At 59.7% G+C, this 16,947-nt stretch carries 21 protein-coding genes; 5 read left to right on the forward strand and 16 right to left on the reverse strand.

Going from position 1 to position 16,947, the window contains the following annotated elements; translation table 11 throughout:
* Nucleotides 1-22: 22 nt before the first annotated feature.
* The 3 genes from LB557_RS02000 to LB557_RS02010 all read right to left on the reverse strand — a co-directional run bounded on the left by LB557_RS02000 (nt 23) and on the right by LB557_RS02010 (nt 4,716).
* Nucleotides 23-2,029 (reverse strand): hypothetical protein, encoded by a 2,007-nt coding sequence (locus tag LB557_RS02000; RefSeq protein WP_224643769.1) that lies wholly within the window; start codon nt 2,027-2,029, stop codon nt 23-25.
* Between the two features lie 145 nt (nt 2,030-2,174).
* Nucleotides 2,175-4,460: a phage tail length tape measure family protein gene (locus tag LB557_RS02005; RefSeq protein ID WP_224643768.1), complete on the reverse strand. Its 2,286-nt coding sequence runs from the start codon at nt 4,458-4,460 to the stop codon at nt 2,175-2,177.
* Nucleotides 4,450-4,716 carry a hypothetical protein gene (locus LB557_RS02010; protein WP_224643767.1) on the reverse strand — a complete coding sequence of 89 codons (267 nt, stop codon included), beginning with the start codon at nt 4,714-4,716 and terminating at the stop codon, nt 4,450-4,452. Before LB557_RS02010 ends, LB557_RS02005 begins: the two co-directional genes overlap by 11 nt.
* A 673-nt stretch (nt 4,717-5,389) precedes the next feature.
* On the opposite strand from LB557_RS02010, the gene LB557_RS02015 reads away from it, so the two are divergent.
* The 3 genes from LB557_RS02015 (at nt 5,390) to LB557_RS02025 (ending at nt 6,353) form a co-directional block, all read left to right on the forward strand.
* Nucleotides 5,390-5,656, forward strand: coding sequence for a DUF3892 domain-containing protein (locus tag LB557_RS02015; protein ID WP_224643766.1), 267 nt, complete (start codon nt 5,390-5,392; stop codon nt 5,654-5,656).
* Between the two features lie 65 nt (nt 5,657-5,721).
* Nucleotides 5,722-5,919: a hypothetical protein gene (locus tag LB557_RS02020; RefSeq protein WP_224643765.1), complete on the forward strand. Its 198-nt coding sequence runs from the start codon at nt 5,722-5,724 to the stop codon at nt 5,917-5,919.
* Nucleotides 5,916-6,353, forward strand: coding sequence for a hypothetical protein (locus LB557_RS02025; protein WP_224643764.1), 438 nt, complete (start codon nt 5,916-5,918; stop codon nt 6,351-6,353). Before LB557_RS02020 ends, LB557_RS02025 begins: the two co-directional genes overlap by 4 nt.
* Here LB557_RS02025 and LB557_RS02030 read toward each other — a convergent pair.
* The 7 genes from LB557_RS02030 to LB557_RS02060 form a co-directional block, all read right to left on the reverse strand.
* Nucleotides 6,350-6,862 carry an HK97 family phage prohead protease gene (locus LB557_RS02030; RefSeq protein WP_224643763.1) on the reverse strand — a complete coding sequence of 171 codons (513 nt, stop codon included), beginning with the start codon at nt 6,860-6,862 and terminating at the stop codon, nt 6,350-6,352. The genes LB557_RS02025 and LB557_RS02030 overlap by 4 nt on opposite strands.
* 164 nt (nt 6,863-7,026) lie before the next feature.
* Nucleotides 7,027-7,575, reverse strand: a complete 549-nt coding sequence (locus LB557_RS02035; protein WP_224643762.1) for a hypothetical protein — start codon at nt 7,573-7,575, stop codon at nt 7,027-7,029.
* Between the two features lie 10 nt (nt 7,576-7,585).
* Nucleotides 7,586-7,816: a hypothetical protein gene (locus LB557_RS02040; RefSeq protein WP_224643761.1), complete on the reverse strand. Its 231-nt coding sequence runs from the start codon at nt 7,814-7,816 to the stop codon at nt 7,586-7,588.
* Nucleotides 7,813-8,178: a hypothetical protein gene (locus tag LB557_RS02045; RefSeq protein ID WP_224712999.1), complete on the reverse strand. Its 366-nt coding sequence runs from the start codon at nt 8,176-8,178 to the stop codon at nt 7,813-7,815. Before LB557_RS02045 ends, LB557_RS02040 begins: the two co-directional genes overlap by 4 nt.
* 389 nt (nt 8,179-8,567) lie before the next feature.
* On the reverse strand, nt 8,568-9,695 hold the full coding sequence (locus LB557_RS02050; RefSeq protein ID WP_224643759.1) for a hypothetical protein: 1,128 nt from the start codon (nt 9,693-9,695) through the stop codon (nt 8,568-8,570).
* A 180-nt stretch (nt 9,696-9,875) separates the two neighbouring features.
* Nucleotides 9,876-10,136: a hypothetical protein gene (locus tag LB557_RS02055; protein ID WP_224643758.1), complete on the reverse strand. Its 261-nt coding sequence runs from the start codon at nt 10,134-10,136 to the stop codon at nt 9,876-9,878.
* A gap of 255 nt (nt 10,137-10,391) precedes the next feature.
* Nucleotides 10,392-10,739 (reverse strand): hypothetical protein, encoded by a 348-nt coding sequence (locus tag LB557_RS02060; protein ID WP_224643757.1) that lies wholly within the window; start codon nt 10,737-10,739, stop codon nt 10,392-10,394.
* Between the two features lie 49 nt (nt 10,740-10,788).
* Here LB557_RS02060 and LB557_RS02065 point away from each other — a divergent pair, with 49 nt between their 5' ends.
* Entirely contained in the window at nt 10,789-11,106 is a 318-nt protein-coding gene (locus LB557_RS02065; protein WP_224713000.1) for a hypothetical protein, read from the forward strand.
* 146 nt (nt 11,107-11,252) lie between these two features.
* Here the strand turns inward: LB557_RS02065 and LB557_RS02070 are convergent, their stop codons facing one another.
* The 3 genes from LB557_RS02070 to LB557_RS02080 form a co-directional block, all read right to left on the reverse strand.
* Nucleotides 11,253-11,438 carry a hypothetical protein gene (locus LB557_RS02070; protein WP_224643755.1) on the reverse strand — a complete coding sequence of 62 codons (186 nt, stop codon included), beginning with the start codon at nt 11,436-11,438 and terminating at the stop codon, nt 11,253-11,255.
* A 167-nt stretch (nt 11,439-11,605) separates the two neighbouring features.
* Nucleotides 11,606-12,901, reverse strand: coding sequence for an AAA family ATPase (locus LB557_RS02075; RefSeq protein ID WP_224643754.1), 1,296 nt, complete (start codon nt 12,899-12,901; stop codon nt 11,606-11,608).
* A complete protein-coding gene (locus LB557_RS02080) occupies nt 12,882-13,142 on the reverse strand; it encodes a hypothetical protein (RefSeq protein WP_224643753.1) in 261 nt (86 codons plus the stop codon). The genes LB557_RS02075 and LB557_RS02080 overlap by 20 nt, the downstream gene beginning before the upstream one ends.
* A gap of 502 nt (nt 13,143-13,644) precedes the next feature.
* On the opposite strand from LB557_RS02080, the gene LB557_RS02085 reads away from it, so the two are divergent.
* The gene (locus LB557_RS02085) at nt 13,645-14,160 is read left to right on the forward strand and encodes a hypothetical protein (RefSeq protein WP_015318186.1); all 516 of its coding nucleotides are present in this window, start codon (nt 13,645-13,647) and stop codon (nt 14,158-14,160) included.
* A gap of 70 nt (nt 14,161-14,230) precedes the next feature.
* On the opposite strand, the gene rbsK is transcribed toward LB557_RS02085, so the two are convergent.
* The 3 genes from rbsK to LB557_RS02100 are packed head-to-tail and all read right to left on the reverse strand — an operon-like array spanning nt 14,231 to nt 16,694.
* Nucleotides 14,231-15,160 carry a ribokinase gene (gene rbsK / locus LB557_RS02090; RefSeq protein WP_015318187.1) on the reverse strand — a complete coding sequence of 310 codons (930 nt, stop codon included), beginning with the start codon at nt 15,158-15,160 and terminating at the stop codon, nt 14,231-14,233.
* 4 nt (nt 15,161-15,164) lie between these two features.
* On the reverse strand, nt 15,165-15,617 hold the full coding sequence (locus LB557_RS02095; RefSeq protein WP_140617019.1) for an RbsD/FucU family protein: 453 nt from the start codon (nt 15,615-15,617) through the stop codon (nt 15,165-15,167).
* Between the two features lie 27 nt (nt 15,618-15,644).
* Complete coding sequence (locus LB557_RS02100) at nt 15,645-16,694, reverse strand: ABC transporter ATP-binding protein (protein WP_140717504.1); 1,050 nt, start codon at nt 16,692-16,694, stop codon at nt 15,645-15,647.
* Between the last annotated feature and the right edge of the window lie 253 nt (nt 16,695-16,947).

Here is a 16,947-nt window from a genome sequence, read left to right on the forward strand (position 1 = left end):
AGTGTAGTCCATATTTGCTCCTCTATGCTCCAATGAGGCCGTGCGTGTTGAGGGCGGCCTGCAACGCCATGACGCGGCCGGCGAGTTGCGCCAGCGTGACGGTGCTGGTCGCATAGGCTGTTGCCTTGTCTGCGCTGCCGGTCATGGCTGTCCAGCCGGTATCGCGAGCGCCGACAACCTTGGTCCCATTGACGCTCAGGGCTGTGAGAACGTCGAAGGTTCCGTCGCTTTTATGGCTCGCCGTGACACGCGGTGTTGTCGAGCCGTGCGGCGTGGTGATGACGTCGATACGCGTTCCATGTGCGGTGTCGGTCCACGCCTCATCAGCATACAGGGTCAGGCCAACGCGGGAACCTGCGGAATAGCCCGTCGCGCCATACCCGAAGCCCACTAGGCCGCCGATAGCATCGCCGAAGGCAAGCGCGGACGGAGAAGCCGCAGTGTTGTTGGCGCGGCGCTGGACGACGTTGCCGGCATTGGCGAAACTATCGATGGTCAACCGGGTGCTGGTGCCATCCACTGCAGCCAGATGAAGCACGGTTCCGGTCGATGGCGCCGGAAGCGCTGCAGCATTGAGATTGACGAGGAACTTGCCATTCGCTGAGAGCGCACCAGCCGAGTGCGTGAGCTTGTAGTTGGAGTTGCCCAAATCGATGACAGCGCCCGATGCCAGGGCAAGACTGGACCACGCAAGGGAAGGTGAGCCAAGGATTGCACCGCCATTCGTGGTTGGAATTACAGCCGTCTCAAAAGCAAACCCATTGGCCGCGCCCGTGAAATTCAACGAATTGGCGAACTCACTTATCAGGACGTCGCCGTTGCCGAAGTTAAGCGTACCGTTGCCTTTGAGGTAAATGTCGGACCATGGCTTGCTGGCACTACCGAGCGCGGCAGCGCCAGAAACCGTAGGAAGCAAAGCCCCCTTGGTTTGCAAAACGCCGTTCTGGTCAACGTCGAAAAGAACTGTCGTCCCATCGACATCGAGATAGGTCAGAGCGTGGGTCCAACCGTCCTCGCCCGTGATGAGAATGCCAGTCCCGTTTCGAACGCCACTCGACAACCAGCCGGTGTGACTGGATGCTAGATAGATGCCCATATTGGTATAAGGGCTGGCCTGCGCAACTTGCGAGTGAACCCCAATCTCCACGGCCCAAGACTTGCCGCCATCGGGGACGCCGGCACCGCGCAGCACCTGAAATTCGCCGGCGCGTAAATGCGCGGCTTGTGTATTCGCGGTGAAGCCGAGCGATGTGCCAAGCTGCTGGGCAACAGCCCGCATCGCACCACTGTCAATAAGCGTCGCTGTCACGCCGTGGTGGATCAGCCGGAAATCTGCATTGACCACGCTCTGGTTATGGGCTTCGCCATAGACAACCATCTGCTGGCCGGCATCGCCGACCGCCGTCTGCATGTCGAGGTTTTCGAGATACAGCGGAGTGTCGTCAAACGCACTGAGGGTGGCGTCATATTGAAGCTTCTGGAAAGTGCCGTCCAACTTCACAACTGGGATCGACGGGTTCGTGATATCGATGTCAATTCCCACGCCCGACGCAACAGTGCTCAGGCCGCCGGCAGTGACCGGGAAAGGTCCCTCCCAAGCAGTACCGGTCCAACGATAGAAGGCGAAGGCTACACTGATCTCTGCGTGCAGGAAAAGGAAGCCCTTGTCGCCAACGCCAAGACTAATGGCGGCGCGGTCCGCAAGCGAGCCGGAAGCATCTGGATGGATACCGGCCAAGGAGAGCGTGACAAGGATACGCGACATCCGGTCGTAGACATCGACCATGCTTGCCGCCCCCGAGGTGTCGCGGTCGATTGCATAATTGTACGTGCCGCTTGTGCCTGTCCACACAACGGCACTAGTACCGTGTGTGTCATCCGTAATAGAGGCGATCGGCATCGGATTGCCAGGGGCCTCTACGTAGAGCGTACCGCCAGCGACAAGAGCCACAGCCCAAGCCGTGCCCGTACCTACGAACGCAGCGCTGCCATTCGACACCGTGACGGTGCCGGTTGTGTAGATAGACAATGGGGAATTCCTTACTTTTTGGCGCGCCTGGCGCGAAGTTCTGCAGTCCGTGCTACAATCTCAGCAAGCGTGCGTTCGATCGTTGCGAGCGCCTCTTCCTGCGTAATGGGTTGTGGTTGCGCCGTGTTGGGGGTTGTGGCTTCCATCACGAATACCCCAGCGTTTTCGCCTGACGCAGCGCCGCAACAGTGCGCGGCACCGATTGCTTGTCGTATTCCGCCAGCGCGCGCTTGATTTCCTCGCCTACGCCTTGTTGCGCACCGCGGGCGTCGATCGAGATTTTTCGATTGTCTTGGTAGGCAGGGCTGTTCTGGTTTGCCGGCGCTTGCAAACGCGGCAAGCTGGCCATATTCGGCATCACCTGCGAGCCACGCGGGAGGTTGAGAAGCTCCGGCCCCCTTTCGCCAACGATGGCCAGGCCGCCCGGATGGTTGTTGGTGCCGTCCGCATAGCCAGGGATATCCAGCATCTGTGCGAAGCCGCCAGGCGTGCCGAAGGACGAGCCGCCACCACCACCGCCAGTCAACCAGCCAAGCGCAGAGCCAAGCAAACTGCCGCCACCGCCGCCGGCAGAAGACGCCTGCATGATGGAGTCGATAAGATCACCTTCGATCTTATCAATGATCTTGTCTAGGACGTCTTCGGCGATTTTACCGAAGGTCTGCCAGTTTAACTGGCCCTGCTCAAGCGAAGAACGCAGATCATCGAACGCCGTTTGCAGCACGTCGCGCTGCAAGGCTTGAATTTCCTGCGCCTTACGCAGTTCGTCGGCCTGGCGCGCATAGGCAGCGGAAACGGCATCGATCTTAGCGATCTGGTCTGGCGTTAGCTGCGCATTCTGCCAATCGGCATCGCCCTTCTTTCGGGCTTCCTCGCGGACCTGCTTGAGTGCGGTGGTTTCCAAATCAAACGCAACCTTGCGCTTGGTTTGGGCTTCGAACGACAGGCCGAGTACGCTTTGCTCTTCAGTCAGGGCAATCGTCCGCTGACGAATGGCTTCTATGTCCTCGAAAAACCTGTCGTCGGCAGTTTTGGCGGGGGCATGGAAACGGTTGGCTCTGGCCGCCTTGGCGTGCGCTTTGTCCGAGGAGGCGCCCAAGTCCTCCTTATTGACGTGTTCGGGAAGCACGTCGACCGAGTCAGGTAACAGACCGACAGGCAGCTTTTGCCTGCCGTTGGTTGGTGTGCCCGCGTTAGCGAAGTATTTGGCTCCAAGCCTGTCTAGCGCCGCATCGGTCATTGCGGCCGCATCGAGGATGCTCTTAAAGCCAGCCAAGATGCCCGCGAAGCTTGGGTTCGCCTGCTCAAGCGCGGCCAGCGACTGGAGGATGGCGTCGATTGGCTCGCGACCCTCAGCCGCCTTATCAAAAAGGTCCTGCATCTCCTTCTGGATCGGCTTTGAATCGACCCCTGCCATCGCACGGTTGAAGGCGTCAATAGAATCACCGAGTGCTGATGCTTTCTCCGCCAGCCCCGGAATGGCCGCAGCCGTGTTTGCCGCCTCCAGTGCCAGCCCCTTGAGCTCATCGCGAGCAGATGAGAGCTTCGGGTTGGCCTCGGCAATCTGGTCGATCTGGCTGATGAACGACTTGACGTCACTGGTGTTAGCCAGGTCGGAAAGCGCCTGCTTGAAGGGTTCGAACTGCGACTGGAGAAGTTTTTGCAGCGGCCCCTGTGCGCCGCCACCAGCGCCGATCGTCTGGTAAACTTGGTCGAAAATGCCCTTGATCTGAGTCGCAAGCAGATCCTTTGCATTCTGGACATCCTTGTCGTTCAAGGCGTTGACAGAGTTGACCGCCAGGGCGGCATAGTTTTTCTTTTTCCCTGCCGCCTCGTCCCAAGCGTCGCCAAGCAACTTAACGTTGGCCTCATGCGTCTTGGTGATCTCATCTAGCGTCTTGAGGTGCGACCCGCCGACTGCCTCGTAGGCGATAAACGCAACGCCGGCCGCGGCAATAGCAGCCGTAACCAGCGGGAATTTGGTCGCGAGGCCAATCGCACCCTCGCCAAGCGCCTTAACCGAAGCCAGGGCACCACCAGGACCGCTCTCTAGTGCATCGAAAATCTGGCCAGCCTGCGACGCAAATATCTGCATCGGCGGCGCCCCGAGCGCGAACATGGTCGCGACATCATTGCCCTGCCGCGACAGGTTCAACATCTGGTTAGCGGTTAGTTTTGATGTCGCCTCTACACTGGCAAGTGCACCCTGCCACTCTTTCAACTTCGGCCCGACTGGCAGGCCAACCATGGCGTTAATGCGCTTCTGCACTGGCGAAAGCGACTGGTCGATACCTTTACCGAGGCCATCGAATTGCTTCTGGATGCCAGAAGTGGTCTGCCCGATATCCTGCGTAAGCTGGCGCAGTTGCCGTTTGACGGTGCTGAGGTCGGTGCTTACCGATATGAGGAGATCATCGGTCTTATCCGACATGCGTCACCTCCTGCGCCATACCGGCAAGGAGTGCCGCGAAGGGCTCTCTATTCGGCATAACGCGTATCAGGCTGGTAGCGCCGGCAAGCAGGCTTGCCGCTATGTACGCGTCAGAGAACGCTGCGGCGCGTAAGGCGTCCACTAACCCAGTAATAGCGGCTGAGGCGACGGCGTTTTCGATGGCGTCGATGGCCGCCTGGTCTCTGTTGATTTTTGGCGCACGGATGCGCCGCGCCGAGGCGCGTTTTGTGGGCATGTCTGTGAATCCTGTGAATAGCGGGCATGGCGCACGTGTCGGCTGCGCAATGCATCTGAATCAGATAGCTCTAACGGTGGTTGCCGGCGGTAACCTTTGAGTTGAGCGGCTTCGGCCGTATTCAATGCGAGGTGCGGTCAAGCGCTTAGGCTTGGCTGGAGTGACGGGCCTATTCCCGTTTCAACAAGAAGGATGGCGTCAACAATGAAAACGTTGAGGTCTAGAGTCGTTAGTGTGCGGGCCTATCTCCGCTTCCGACTTGGGCGTCTTGAGCATGTGTGTGCTCATTTTCGTTCCTTGCCGCGCCAATTGGCGTTCGACTTTTAGTATCAGAATCGCAAGCTGAGAACGCCGCCGGCAACCACCAATAAGACAGTAACGTTGACATATCTCTAGCGGTTAACAAATAGTTACCGCAGATTTACTTGCGAATGGATTTTCCGTAAAAAAGAGGCAGGTACTGATTCGTACCTGCCTCTGTCTTTGCGTACTCGCGGTTGTTGTGGTGCCGAGTGAACGACCAAGACCGCGAGTCTGCTCTCTGAACAAGTGCGGAACTAGCGTCCTGAGGCTGCTTTGACAAGCCACAGGAGCTTAGAAATGGTTAGACATCCTCCCAAGCTGCTCTGCCTGATCGAGTGCTCCACCAATGCGCTCGAAAGGAGCAACTCTAATGGCAGACATCGAGATAATCTGTATCAACAAAATTCCTCGTGAGAACAAACACGAGGGCATCACCCATCTGGGGAGTGTGCACGGCAAGTCACCCCGAGCTGATATCATCAGTTGGATAGAGACTGGCACTCACTCCTTCCATACCCTGGTTGGTGGCAGGAGAGCGAACTTAGGCGTCGTCAACGGACCGAACGGGAAATACGTCCGCACTCATGCGGACGGGACGTACAACGATAATCTGTTGGCGCTGCCTGAGTGCAGGTAGCTTCGTGATTGGCGGCGGGCTATGTCCCGCCGTTTTTGTTCAGATCACAACCAAAGGGTCATACAATGACTGAGAAGTCTTCAGGCCAATCGACGATCACGACCGTGACCATTGATGTGGCGCAGAAATCCGCCACGACTGCGCATTACCAGGGGAAGCTCACGGGGGCATCCTCGGCAGGAGGAGGCGCTGCCGCAACGGGCGGCAATTCCGGTGCGAGTGGTGGCGGCAACTCAACTGCTGCTGGCGGCAAAAAGGAGTGAGCATCTTTGATGCGACTGTGATCAGCTATGCTGCAAACGTAGTGACGATAGTCGGCTTTCCGGTTGCTATTACGGGTCTGGTGATAGTGTTCTTCCAAATAAGGAGGGACAAGCTAGCCGGATCCGCATCGGCTGTGGTCGGCATCCACGAGAGCGTTCGGTCTCGCGTTGATCATATTTCCTCGGTGCTAGCCGTTGACGACAGCACCCGCGAAGCTGCATTTTATGATCTATTCAACGATCTCGAGTTGGCTTGCGCTATTGTTTTGGACAGCCCAGTTGTTGGTAGGACTGGCGAATTCGCCCATTCGCTGATCCGAGATATGCTGCGCATGATCGAGGACGACGCGGTACTTAGCGAACGTCTTCAAAATGCGATTCACGACCCTGACACATTCAAGAATATCCGCGACTACTTGGCGACACGCCCTTAGATCCCCCGCAACCGCATAGCCGCCTCGGCTTTTGCTACCACCCTGCGGCGAGCGCTGGCGGCGTTGTCGGAGCTCAAAACGGCTGACGTGTCCTTGCCAAAGGCGCCCCATGTGACCAGGCTCAGTTCCATCAGTTGCGCCTGAGTGACAAGTCTGGTTGGCATCTCTGCGGAGTCGTCCCATTCGGAGACTTCACAAAAAAAGCCAATGCTTACCTCATCAAGATCGCCGCGACCGACTGTCGCCAACGCCTCCTGCCCATTCGGTGAATCGGGGTTTGGTGTGAGTGCGTACCATAAACCAATGTTGTCAGCTTTCACCGTAAGCGTACCATTGCCGACGCGGCCGAGTGGTTTGCTTCGATCATGAGACCAGAGCGCTACAACATCAGGATAATCACGCAATGACTTATCCAAGGAACCCCTGGCAAACCGCTCTTCCCACAGCCCGCCAATGATGGCGGGCTTACCCCATTGTATCGCATATCCCGAGATAAATGGGTCAGCCATACTTTAGGCTCCTGAGGCGCCTTTCAGCTTTGTCTAGGCGGATCTTGCGGGCAATAACCTCGGCGCTGTCGGAGCATTCCCTGTGCCGCGTCTCACCAGGCATCCTCACCAGCTTCCGGCGCTTGTTAAGGGTATCGCCGGTAGCTGTTTCATACTCGCGACGCTCAACCATTTTTACTACCATGCTCAGCCACATACCGGGCTGCCTGTCCGCTTGTAAGGAAGAAAGGCACAACGCCCGAACGCAGGGAGTCCGCTTCGACGCCTTCTGCCTCTAGGTCGCGGATGAGCGACTCAAGATCAGCTTGCGCGGTAAGTGCGGCCTCAGTTCCGGCTACAACAGCGGCAACGCGCTTATCAATCTCGCCCTGAACTGCGGCAATCACAACACGGGACGCATGACTAATCCGCGCGTGTTTTCGACGCTGCACAACGACCAAAGCTTCATCGTGGTCGTGCTCGGCATGCCGCAATTCTTGCAGCTTTTTGCGGCGATCCACGACTGCTGTGTCCTCATCGCCGACGAGCGTCGCGACAGAACTGCGGAGCCGCGGTCCTTCGGTGACGCGCTCCGCAGCAATTGCCGACTCAACCTCGGCTTTTTCAGCGCGGATGCATCTAATGCTACTATTTAGCGCTAGTTCGCGATCGTCGAAGTCCTTGTACTCGGCATCGATAGTGAGGGGCGGGATGGTGAGCGTTGCTTTAGACATTGGCATTTCCTCAGAAAATTTCGATGATATCGCCAGCGGCGACGGTGATGGAAAGCGACTCGCCGCCATTCATCCGCAAGTTGGTCCCGCGGCTCAGGAAGCGAACCGGGACCGGCACGTCGCCGACAGGCCGAACAGTCAAGATGCCATCGGCCGCGGCCGTGAAGCGGGCGCCGGATCCGAAAAGAACGAGCGGTTCGCCGCCTTTGTGCTCAATGGCCAGGTAGGGTGTGGTGGTCATGATTGTTCTCCAAAAAGCTCGGTGATGACGTCGGCAAAGGCCGCGACGTTGATTGTGGTCGATCGACGGTGGCCAGAATGCTGCCAATGGTTTGGATCAAAGCCAGGCAAAACGAAGCGTCGGACGGTGCCGTCAGAGTGGATTGCGATTTCGGGCCAGGACGATACGAACTCGATCTTGAGTTTGAGTGCGTTCTCAGGCTCGTCGGCTAGCCCGTCGAGGAAGTTACCCGCCGAGAATTGAAGGCTGGCCGGAAGGGCATCGATCGGGGCGCCGGCTGGCGTCAGTTCGCGATAGGTCCGAACGGCGTCTGGCGCCTCATGCAGCACGGTGTAGCCGGCAAGGGCGACAATCAGCGACACGACATGATGCGGCTCAAGTTCAGGCGCGACGCCTGGCGCGCCAAGAGGAATGGCATTCCGTTCCTGAAGGCGGCGTGCGACGGTGCGCGATCGTGACTGCGGAAAGCCCAAATGCTGATCGATCGATCGCAAGCTGGCGTTAAGGGTGGCCATGCATTTGGCCTCCTTTCATTGTTTGGAATTGCAAGTGTGATGGGTTTAAGAAAAGCCCGTGCGCCGAAGCGCACGAGCGATTGGTCCCGCCTGCGGTACTTCCACAATGGCGGGTTGCCGAACGACGAGGGAATCGTGCGGCTAGCGATCGGGAATCGAGCAAAAACCCGAAGGCCGAATGAACGTTGGCTCTGCAGCCTTCACTGTATACGCGCCGAGCGGGCACGATTTGGACGCTAGGCAGCAACTTTCTTCAGAGTATTGTCGTTTGCCGCCACAAGTGCACGGGCCTCGGCCAGCAACACGCGCTTGCCGAGTCTGTCTTGCCTTGTAGTCTTGTCGCCAAGCGCCCGCCCTATGTCGGCCAGATCGCCGCGGCTGGCAGCCTCCTCAAGGGCTGGCGACAATGGTTTGGCTTCAGGGACTTGCCAGTTTGGTGCAGGCACGCTTGCCGTCTCTTTGCTGCTGCTTATTCCGCCCATAAACCAGGCACCCTTGGCGATGACGGTGGGACAGCGAGTGGCCGGCGGTGCGACGTCCATGCATTTAGCTATCTCTGCCCGCGCCTCAGCGACACCATACCGGCCAAGCCTATCGACCTGTCCATAGATATCTAGACCTTTGCCGGGCTCGCGGCGTAGCTGCGGGGTGAACATGGGTATCAGCGTAGGCTCATCGCTCAAAGGCTGCTGATATCCTTCAACGCGTAGTGGTGACGAGATGGCAGCCCTACCGCGCACGTATTCCTCTGCGGCGGCCTTCGTCCGTCGTGGACGCTTGCCACCTCTTGGCTTTGATGCCTTGTACTCCGGCCTGTGCGCGTTGTCGGTCGCATCAGTGTAGGTGACGAGCATGCCGCCTTCCGACTCGCGGCACGCCTTTGGTTCTGTGTAGAACGTCAGGCCGCCCAGCAGCGTAGTTTGTTCGTCACCGAATAGGGGCAGAAGGCAATAGAAATATTGCCACGGCTCGCCACTCCAGATTTCTTTGCCGTCCTTCTTTCGGCGCCGGCCGCACCATGGCCAGGCCACGCCACCCGCAGAGCGAAGCAGAGCGTGAACCGAAGGCTTAATCTCGTGCAACATCTCCGGCCATATCTCGTCGGGCCCATCCTGTGTAGGCTCGGCCATGGTTGTTGACGACAACTCTTCGGCGGGCACATCATGCACCTCTATGTCGTCGCCTACGTTGGCGGCTGGCGCCCCCGCAGAGTGTGTTTGGTGGCGCGAGTTGCCAACTTCAACTAGGACGGCACGCGCCGCCCTCCTATCTTGGTTTGCCAACCAATTGAGTGCCGGGTAGCCGCCGCGAAAGCGAGGGTTATCATTGGCCGCAATAGAGCCATCCGCCGAAGCGGTCTGCATATTATGTGTCAATGGAAGCTCGATTTTGGAGGTCTACGTGGGGCGCCCCTCGGCACCCGGCCTGCCGCCTGAGGCGGCATTCGCATTATCTAGCGCCGAAGCGCCCTGCAAACACTAGAGCTAGTAGAGACAGCGGTTTTATTCCAGTCTAGGCCATGAAGGCCGCGGCGGTTGGCGTCGTCAATGTCGTCGGGCGCCCGCCTGTCGCTTGCCGTTCGTCGCCAGCATGTCGTGGTCGCGCAGCACCTGATAAATGTGCGGTTCCGATTGCTCCGGCCACATGTAAAAGGGCGAACGCGGATCCTTCCAAACCGTCTCTAACTCGTCGGAATAGTCAGCCCAAATCGCCAACATCGTCTCGTCCTCGATCATCCCAGGCCGAGGCGCTGGATCGAAACCGAAGCTTGGCAGCACCTCGAAATAGTCGCGACCACCACGCATGAGTAGGTCCGCGTCCTCGATTGGGATTTCGCGTTTCCGGCGGCGGTCGAGTCGCTTTCTAACCGGCATTGGGTCGCTCCGAACACCATGCGAGCAGTGGGTCGTAACCGGCCGCCTCGCATTCTTCTATCAGACGCGCCAACTCATCGGCCTCCGTCTTCGTTAGGTCCGGCCGGTGCCAAAGCGACCAGACGCGACGGAGATCGTCGACCGGCATGCCGTCACGGCGCCTGTCTACTTTACGACGGACGGGCATCAGGCTCGGCTCCCGTAGTCTCGAGTTCGAGCCGATCGCGGCGCATCGGGTACATCAACGTCCAAAGCAAGCTCGCGGACAAGGCGAGCAAACGCGATCCGGGCGTTTTGAAGGATGCCGCACTCCGGGCGTTCCTTTGGCTGACCGAAGCGATCTAGGAAGGTCAAGCCGTCCTTGTCGAGCACCTCGCGGGCGGTTTGGCTTTGGTCCCAAGCCTCCGCGGCCAGAGTGAGCAGTCTGATATGGTGGCCCTCGAGCGAGTACTCATCCAGCACACTTTTGAACCATCTTTTCGTAGCTGCACGCAGGTGAGCGGGCGGTTTCGGTTGATTATCGCCGGTTTTCATATGGTGATTTTCCTATGTTCCTGGCCGCAAAGCCTTGCTGGGCAAGACGATGGCCGAATATATTTTGAACGGGGGCAAGGCCGATGGTTACTGTGGGGGCGCGGCGGTCCTTAGTCGGCGCTCCGGCAAGCCCTTGATCCGCCCCCCCCTACCGCACTGCACCATCGGCCGTTGTGCGGTGCACCATCGCCTCGCGTCGCTCGAAGCGGCAGCCACTGCAGAGGGACACGAACGGACCTGCCCAGAACGCGTCGACATTGCCGTCGTGGTGGCCGCTGGCCAGGCAAACGGCAACGGCGGGCTGGACGATCTCATCGTGCAGGCACTGCTCGCACAAGGGGTTCGCCGTTATGTGGTTGCGCCGTAGGGTGCGCCAACGTCTCGTCTGATAAAGGTTGTCCAGGCTGGCTGTTGTCATTGTCGGCAAGGATCCGTTCGAATTCGCCCCAACTCATTCGTCGGCCGCGGAATGGTTTGTCGCTGTCGGTGGGTGCTAGTGCTGTCATGCGCTGCTCAGGCCCGTTTGTTCTCGACGTAATCCAATAGCTCGGCATGCGTGCCGTCCACGCTCGTGACGAGTACGATTAACTTAGGGCCGAAGGCGCTAGTCATGTCGATGCCGACAACCTTCACGGTCTTGCCTGTGTCGGGATTTACGGCGTCGAATTGGGTGGCTAGTGAAATCACTGGTAGTTCCATTCTGTGTAATATCTCCTCTGGTTGGTTTTTGGTGGGTGGTCGCGCCTGCCGGTTTCCACCGGCAAGCGGTGCTACCACCGCACGGGGGGGTATAAGGGGGTGGTGGCTAACCCCGGTGGTAGGCGGTGGAAGTGCGGTGGTAGTGCGGTGGTAGCGTACGGTGGAATCTAAGCCACACCTCTTTCCGGCCCGTAGTCTTCAGACGCAAGAATGAGCCGTTTCCGCTGTCGAGACGGCGGGCCTTCCATTATGATCCTTACCTGGCCGGAATCGAGCAATCGCTGCATTGCATCGGCTAGACTGCGCTTGGTCAAACCATTCGCGTCTGGATGCTTGGCCATCTTGGCAGGCGCATAGTTTGTGCCTGTAACGTCTGACACGTGCTGCCCAGTCCGATTGAAAAGGGACAGGATGTCCTTAAACGCCTTCTCGGCCAGCATGTTTGCCACGCCAACGGTCGGCGACGGCCTGCCGTTATCCAATACGAACACGCCGTCCTCCCATCGCAGTCGGATTTCGGCTCCGGTCTTTCCGTAGTTAGATTTCTTGTTGGTCAGCACACGGCCGTCAGGATCGACGTCTTCCTTGCCTTCCATCTTGGTTAGGTAGAGGCGGCTGCGCACGCTGTTGTTCCATGCGGTGCTGCCAGATGAGCCCGTTCCGCTTTGTATGCCGGCAACTGACGGGTGACTGAGCAAGATGACAGCCAGGTCAAACTCGATGGCCTGCTTACGCAGCATCGAAATGAACTGGCGGACCTGGTTGCGTTTGATTTCGTCCCCACCGAACAAGTCTGCGGAGGTGTCGAGCACCAACAATCCTGGCCGAAAGTCGGTCATCTGTTTGATTAGCGCGGCCATGTTGGCAGTTGGCTGCATCACGCCGGCCTTGTCGGGAACGGCTAGCAATGCGTCGCGGTCGGCCATGGGAATCAACCGAAAGTCGTCAAGATCCGAAAGCTCACGGCTATGCTGATAGGTGATGTCGGCAAGTCGACGGTGGAACTCTTCCGCCTCGTCTTCGGCCCCCAAGTACACCACGCGGCCCGCCAATGGCCGAAGGCCAAGGGTCTCGCACCCTAAGGCGCTTGCGGCAGCAATCTGCAGTGCGAGCAACGACTTTCCGACGCCACCATCGCCATTCAGGATGGTGACCTGGCGCCGCGGCACTAGGCCTTCAAGAAACCATTCGCGTGTAGGCACTGGCTTGCCGTGCCATTCGGCGGGATTGACGATCGGCAGGTTGTCGTTGGCTTCCACAGGCTTGGACTTGGTGCCGGCTGCGATTTTAACTCTATTCAAGCCGCCCACGTGGAAGCGGATCGTCTGCGGCGTGCCGAGTGCCGTAATCGAACCGATGACCAGCCAGTCACCGTCCATCTGCTCGACAAGGTGGCCGCCGAACTTTAGCTGATATTCGGACGCGCGTTCGCGACGGGTGTCTTCAGGCTGCGCTTTTGTCATTCGGCTTCTGCTCCTCAAGCGCAGCGAGTGCAGCGCGGGCCATTTGATCAACCAGTTCGTATGAAAACGTCACGATGCGCGTGCCGTGAGCGTTCGGTCCGTAAACCGAATATCCGCCAGCGGAGCGCTCAGTGATGCGCAAGCCGAATAGGCGAATGTCGTCGTTCAACGCGATATCAAAGCGCGCGAGTGTGTTCCCCGAACCGCCAGGCGGCTCGCGGGTAATTCTCAGGATCTGCAAAGGTTTGTGTTCCCGTTAACGTATGGGGTTGCGGCGCCGGTTGGATCCGGCGTCTTTTATGGTTTCAACTATCGGGGTTTTTGCTGCGCGTTACGGCGCGGCGATAGTTGAAACTTTTGCTAAAGAAAAACATCAATCTTCCGGCCTGTCACGCCGGAGGTCGCGGGTTCGAGCCCCGTCACTCGCGCCATTTCCCCTCAAGGATGATGATCCTTGGCTCCGGGGAAATGCCGACAAAATTGTCAAAGATCTCTCCAGGAACAGCGTCCGAAGACCTTCTTCGGCCCGGTTCTTCTCGGCTCCAAAATCACTCTTGCATGAGCGATGCCTTGGAATCCACGACGCGATTCGTGTGGGTCGCCAAGCAACGGACGAAGAGGCCCTGCGGACAGCGGACGACTTGGTCATTGCGAATCTGCTTGCGCAATCGCCCACAAAACGCTCGATTCATGCCGCAGGCAGCCAGATTGCAGTATGCTGCCGGAATGGCATGGAGGACGTAATGTCAATTGCACCGAACATTTCCACGCGCACGATATTCACGCTGATTTGCCTGGGTGGCGCGACGACGGCCGCATCCGTCCTTTTTCCCGCCGCCGCGTCGGCCGACCGGCTGCAGCGATGCGCTCGCGAGGGTGAGATCTGCCGCCTGCCCTATCCCGCCGAGGTCGTCTACGGCGCCAGGGGCCGCACGACCTCGCGTTACATCGAGCGCAACGCGGTACCCTGTTCGAACCGCGTTTTCGGCGATCCCGCGCCGGGCAAGGAAAAGTTCTGCTTCATCGTGAAGCGCGACCGTGACGAGTCGAACGACGACTACGATCAGCCACGCCGCGAGAAGTGGGCGGTCTGCGCCGAGGAAGGCGAATTCTGCGATTTCTATGGCCGCAAGGTGGTCAGGTATGGCGCCCGCGGCCGGTTCACGCAGGACGTGTTCCGCAATGGCGTCCAATGCGACAACGATGCATTCGGCGATCCCGCTCCCGACCAGGGAAAGCGCTGCTACGTCATGCAGTAGCTTCTCAACGCCCACTGACCCGGAGGCCAGAACGGTCTGGGCTCCGGGACCCCGCGAACCCTGAGCAGCCTCAGCGCTTGGCCAGCAACGCCTCGACCTCCTGCGATGTCGGCATAGACGGTGCCGTGCCTGGACGGGTCACCGAAATGCCGGCCACGGCGCAGGCGAAGCGCACCGCCTCCAGCGGCTCCACGCCGCGCGAAAGTGCTGCGGCCAAGCCGCCGTTGAAGGCGTCCCCCGCGCCGGTGGTTTCGACGACAGGGCCGGCACTGATGGCGGAAACATGCTCGGAGCGATCCTTCGTGTGCAGGAGCGCGCCCTTTTCGCCCAGCGTGACGATGACCGTGCCGACGCCCTTTTCGAGCAGCTTGCCGGCGGCGGCACGAGCCTCCTCGACCGAAGAAACTTTCAGCCCGGTCAACTCCTCCGTCTCTGTCTCGTTCGGTGTAAGATAGTCGCAGAGCGCGTAGATGCGGTCGGGTAGCTTTGCCGCCGGTGCCGGGTTGAGGATGGTCGTCACCCCGGCCCCGCGTGCGATCTCCAATGCCCGCAGCGCGGCATCGATCGGCTGTTCGAGCTGCGTCACGAAAACACCGGCACCCCTGATAAGGTCGGCATTGGCTTCGATGTCCTCGGGCGTGATCAGCATGGCAGCGCCGGGGCTGACGATGATGGCGTTGTTGCCGCTCCCCTCCTCGACGAAGATGTAGGCGGCACCGGTGTAGCTGTCCGGCGTGTCGATGGCGGCGCTCTTCACGCCGGCATCCTTCCAGGTCCGCTTGGCCATGTCGGCGAAGGCATCGACACCGAGGCGGGTCAGGAACGCGACGTCGGCCCCCAGCTTGCCAGCGGCCACGGCCTGGTTCGACCCCTTGCCGCCTGGCCCCAGCTTGAAGGAATTGCCAAGGATCGTTTCGCCCATGCGCGGCTGGCGCTGGGCCCTGTAGGCCGTGTCGGCGACAAACACACCGAGGATGACGACCGGCTTGCCCGAGGCCATGCCGCTACTCCGCATCCGGCGGCACGACGCCCTTGCGGAAGGCAAAGCAGCCGTAGAAGCGGCGTTCGCCGGTCTGGATGACGCAATAGGCCTGCTTGGCGCGCTCGTAGAAGGCGTAACGCTCGACCGGCACCATCGGCCAGGACTTGCCCTCCGCGGCGTCGATCTCTTTCTGCACTTCCTTCTGCACGGCTGGGATCTCGTCCGGCTTTCCGACGATCTCCATTCGGGCGGCGGAATCATCGACGAAGGTGTCCAGCGGGTAGAGCGACAGCACCGCCTTGACCACTTGCGCCGCCGGCGCATCGATGCGGAGCACCCGACCGAGCGCCGTCTGGCGCGCCACCGAATCGGACGGGAAGTTGGTGTCGGCGATGATCAGGTCGTCGCCATGCCCCATCGCCCGCAATGCCTGGAGCACGTCGGCATTGAGCAACGGATCGATCCCTTTGAGCATGATGGTCCTCGTGGAGTGCGTTTGAGATCAGAGACGCTTGCCGGTCTCGGCGTCGAACAGATGGATATGGTCGAGCCTTGGCCGGAGCTTCAGCGTATCGCCGGGCTTGAAGTCATGGCGCTCGCGAAACAGCGCCACCATCTCGCCGTCGCCGAAGCGGAGGAACACCAGGGTTTCCGAGCCGGTCGGCTCGACCACGGAAATCTTCGCCGGCACGCCTTCGGGATGGATTTCGAGATGTTCGGGGCGCACACCATAGACGACGGAGCGCCCTTCCTCGACGGTGTTGTTCGGAGCGACCGGGAATAGCGTTCCGGCAATCTCGACGCCGCCCTTGCGCCCGGTACCCTTGAGCAGGTTCATCGACGGCGAGCCGATGAAGCCGGCAACGAAAAGGTTCGCCGGCCGGTCGAAAAGCTCCAGCGGCGCGCCGACCTGTTCGATGCGGCCATCGCGCATGACGACGATCTTGTCGGCCATCGTCATGGCTTCGATCTGATCGTGGGTGACATAGATGGTGGTGGTCTTCAGCCGCTGGTGCAGTTCCTTGATCTCGGTGCGCATCTGGACGCGCAGCTTGGCGTCGAGATTCGAAAGCGGCTCGTCGAACAGGAATACCTGCGGATTGCGCACGATGGCGCGCCCCATGGCGACGCGCTGACGCTGGCCGCCGGAAAGCTGGCGCGGGTAGCGCTTCAGATAGGGGCTGAGGTCAAGGATGTCGGCGGCGCGCTTGACCCGCTCGGCAACCACGGCCGGATCGGTCTTGCGCAGCTTGAGGGCGAAGGCCATGTTCTGCTCGACCGTCTTGTGCGGGTAGAGCGCATAGTTCTGGAACACCATGGCGATGTCGCGTTTTGCGGGCGGCAGGTGATTGACGACACGGTCACCGATGGCGATCGTGCCGCCGGAGACGGTCTCCAGCCCCGCCACCATCCTGAGCAGCGTGGACTTTCCGCAACCGGACGGGCCGACAAGCACGACGAACTGGCCATCGGCAATGTCGACGCTGACTTCGTGCAGAACCTTGACGGTTCCAAACGCCTTGGCCACATTGCTGATCGCGACTTGAGCCATCGTTCCCCCATCGGCTCCACTGGCCGTAGGCGCAGAAGCTAACCAACGCGACCGGTCAGGGCAAGTCGGTCTCTTATAGATAAAAACCCGTCCTCGTTGACACGGCGTTTGGTTGTGAGAATAGTGACGAGCGCCAATCCGAACGCCGGTACTCTACCCGAAAAAACGGAACGCGAAGCGACGCAGGTCGGGGTCCTGATTTCGCTTCTAAAAAGGCCAGCGCCCGGCACGATTGGCACTTTCGATTCACGAC

It is taken from the genome of Mesorhizobium sp. BR115XR7A, assembly GCF_020165315.1.
Taxonomy (GTDB): Bacteria; Pseudomonadota; Alphaproteobacteria; order Rhizobiales; family Rhizobiaceae; genus Mesorhizobium; species Mesorhizobium australicum.

Coding starts and splice junctions, on each gene's coding strand:
- LB557_RS02005 (WP_224643768.1), bottom strand. CDS start 4,460: ATGTCGGATAAGACCGATGATCTCCTCATATCGGTAAGCACCGACCTC.
- LB557_RS02010 (WP_224643767.1), bottom strand. CDS start 4,716: ATGCCCACAAAACGCGCCTCGGCGCGGCGCATCCGTGCGCCAAAAATC.
- LB557_RS02015 (WP_224643766.1), top strand. CDS start 5,390: ATGGCAGACATCGAGATAATCTGTATCAACAAAATTCCTCGTGAGAAC.
- LB557_RS02020 (WP_224643765.1), top strand. CDS start 5,722: ATGACTGAGAAGTCTTCAGGCCAATCGACGATCACGACCGTGACCATT.
- LB557_RS02030 (WP_224643763.1), bottom strand. CDS start 6,862: ATGGCTGACCCATTTATCTCGGGATATGCGATACAATGGGGTAAGCCC.
- LB557_RS02035 (WP_224643762.1), bottom strand. CDS start 7,575: ATGTCTAAAGCAACGCTCACCATCCCGCCCCTCACTATCGATGCCGAG.
- LB557_RS02040 (WP_224643761.1), bottom strand. CDS start 7,816: ATGACCACCACACCCTACCTGGCCATTGAGCACAAAGGCGGCGAACCG.
- LB557_RS02050 (WP_224643759.1), bottom strand. CDS start 9,695: ATGCAGACCGCTTCGGCGGATGGCTCTATTGCGGCCAATGATAACCCT.
- LB557_RS02055 (WP_224643758.1), bottom strand. CDS start 10,136: ATGCGTGGTGGTCGCGACTATTTCGAGGTGCTGCCAAGCTTCGGTTTC.
- LB557_RS02060 (WP_224643757.1), bottom strand. CDS start 10,739: ATGAAAACCGGCGATAATCAACCGAAACCGCCCGCTCACCTGCGTGCA.
- LB557_RS02065 (WP_224713000.1), top strand. CDS start 10,789: ATGGCCGAATATATTTTGAACGGGGGCAAGGCCGATGGTTACTGTGGG.
- LB557_RS02070 (WP_224643755.1), bottom strand. CDS start 11,438: ATGGAACTACCAGTGATTTCACTAGCCACCCAATTCGACGCCGTAAAT.
- LB557_RS02075 (WP_224643754.1), bottom strand. CDS start 12,901: ATGACAAAAGCGCAGCCTGAAGACACCCGTCGCGAACGCGCGTCCGAA.
- LB557_RS02085 (WP_015318186.1), top strand. CDS start 13,645: ATGTCAATTGCACCGAACATTTCCACGCGCACGATATTCACGCTGATT.
- rbsK (WP_015318187.1), bottom strand. CDS start 15,160: ATGGCCTCGGGCAAGCCGGTCGTCATCCTCGGTGTGTTTGTCGCCGAC.
- LB557_RS02095 (WP_140617019.1), bottom strand. CDS start 15,617: ATGCTCAAAGGGATCGATCCGTTGCTCAATGCCGACGTGCTCCAGGCA.
- LB557_RS02100 (WP_140717504.1), bottom strand. CDS start 16,694: ATGGCTCAAGTCGCGATCAGCAATGTGGCCAAGGCGTTTGGAACCGTC.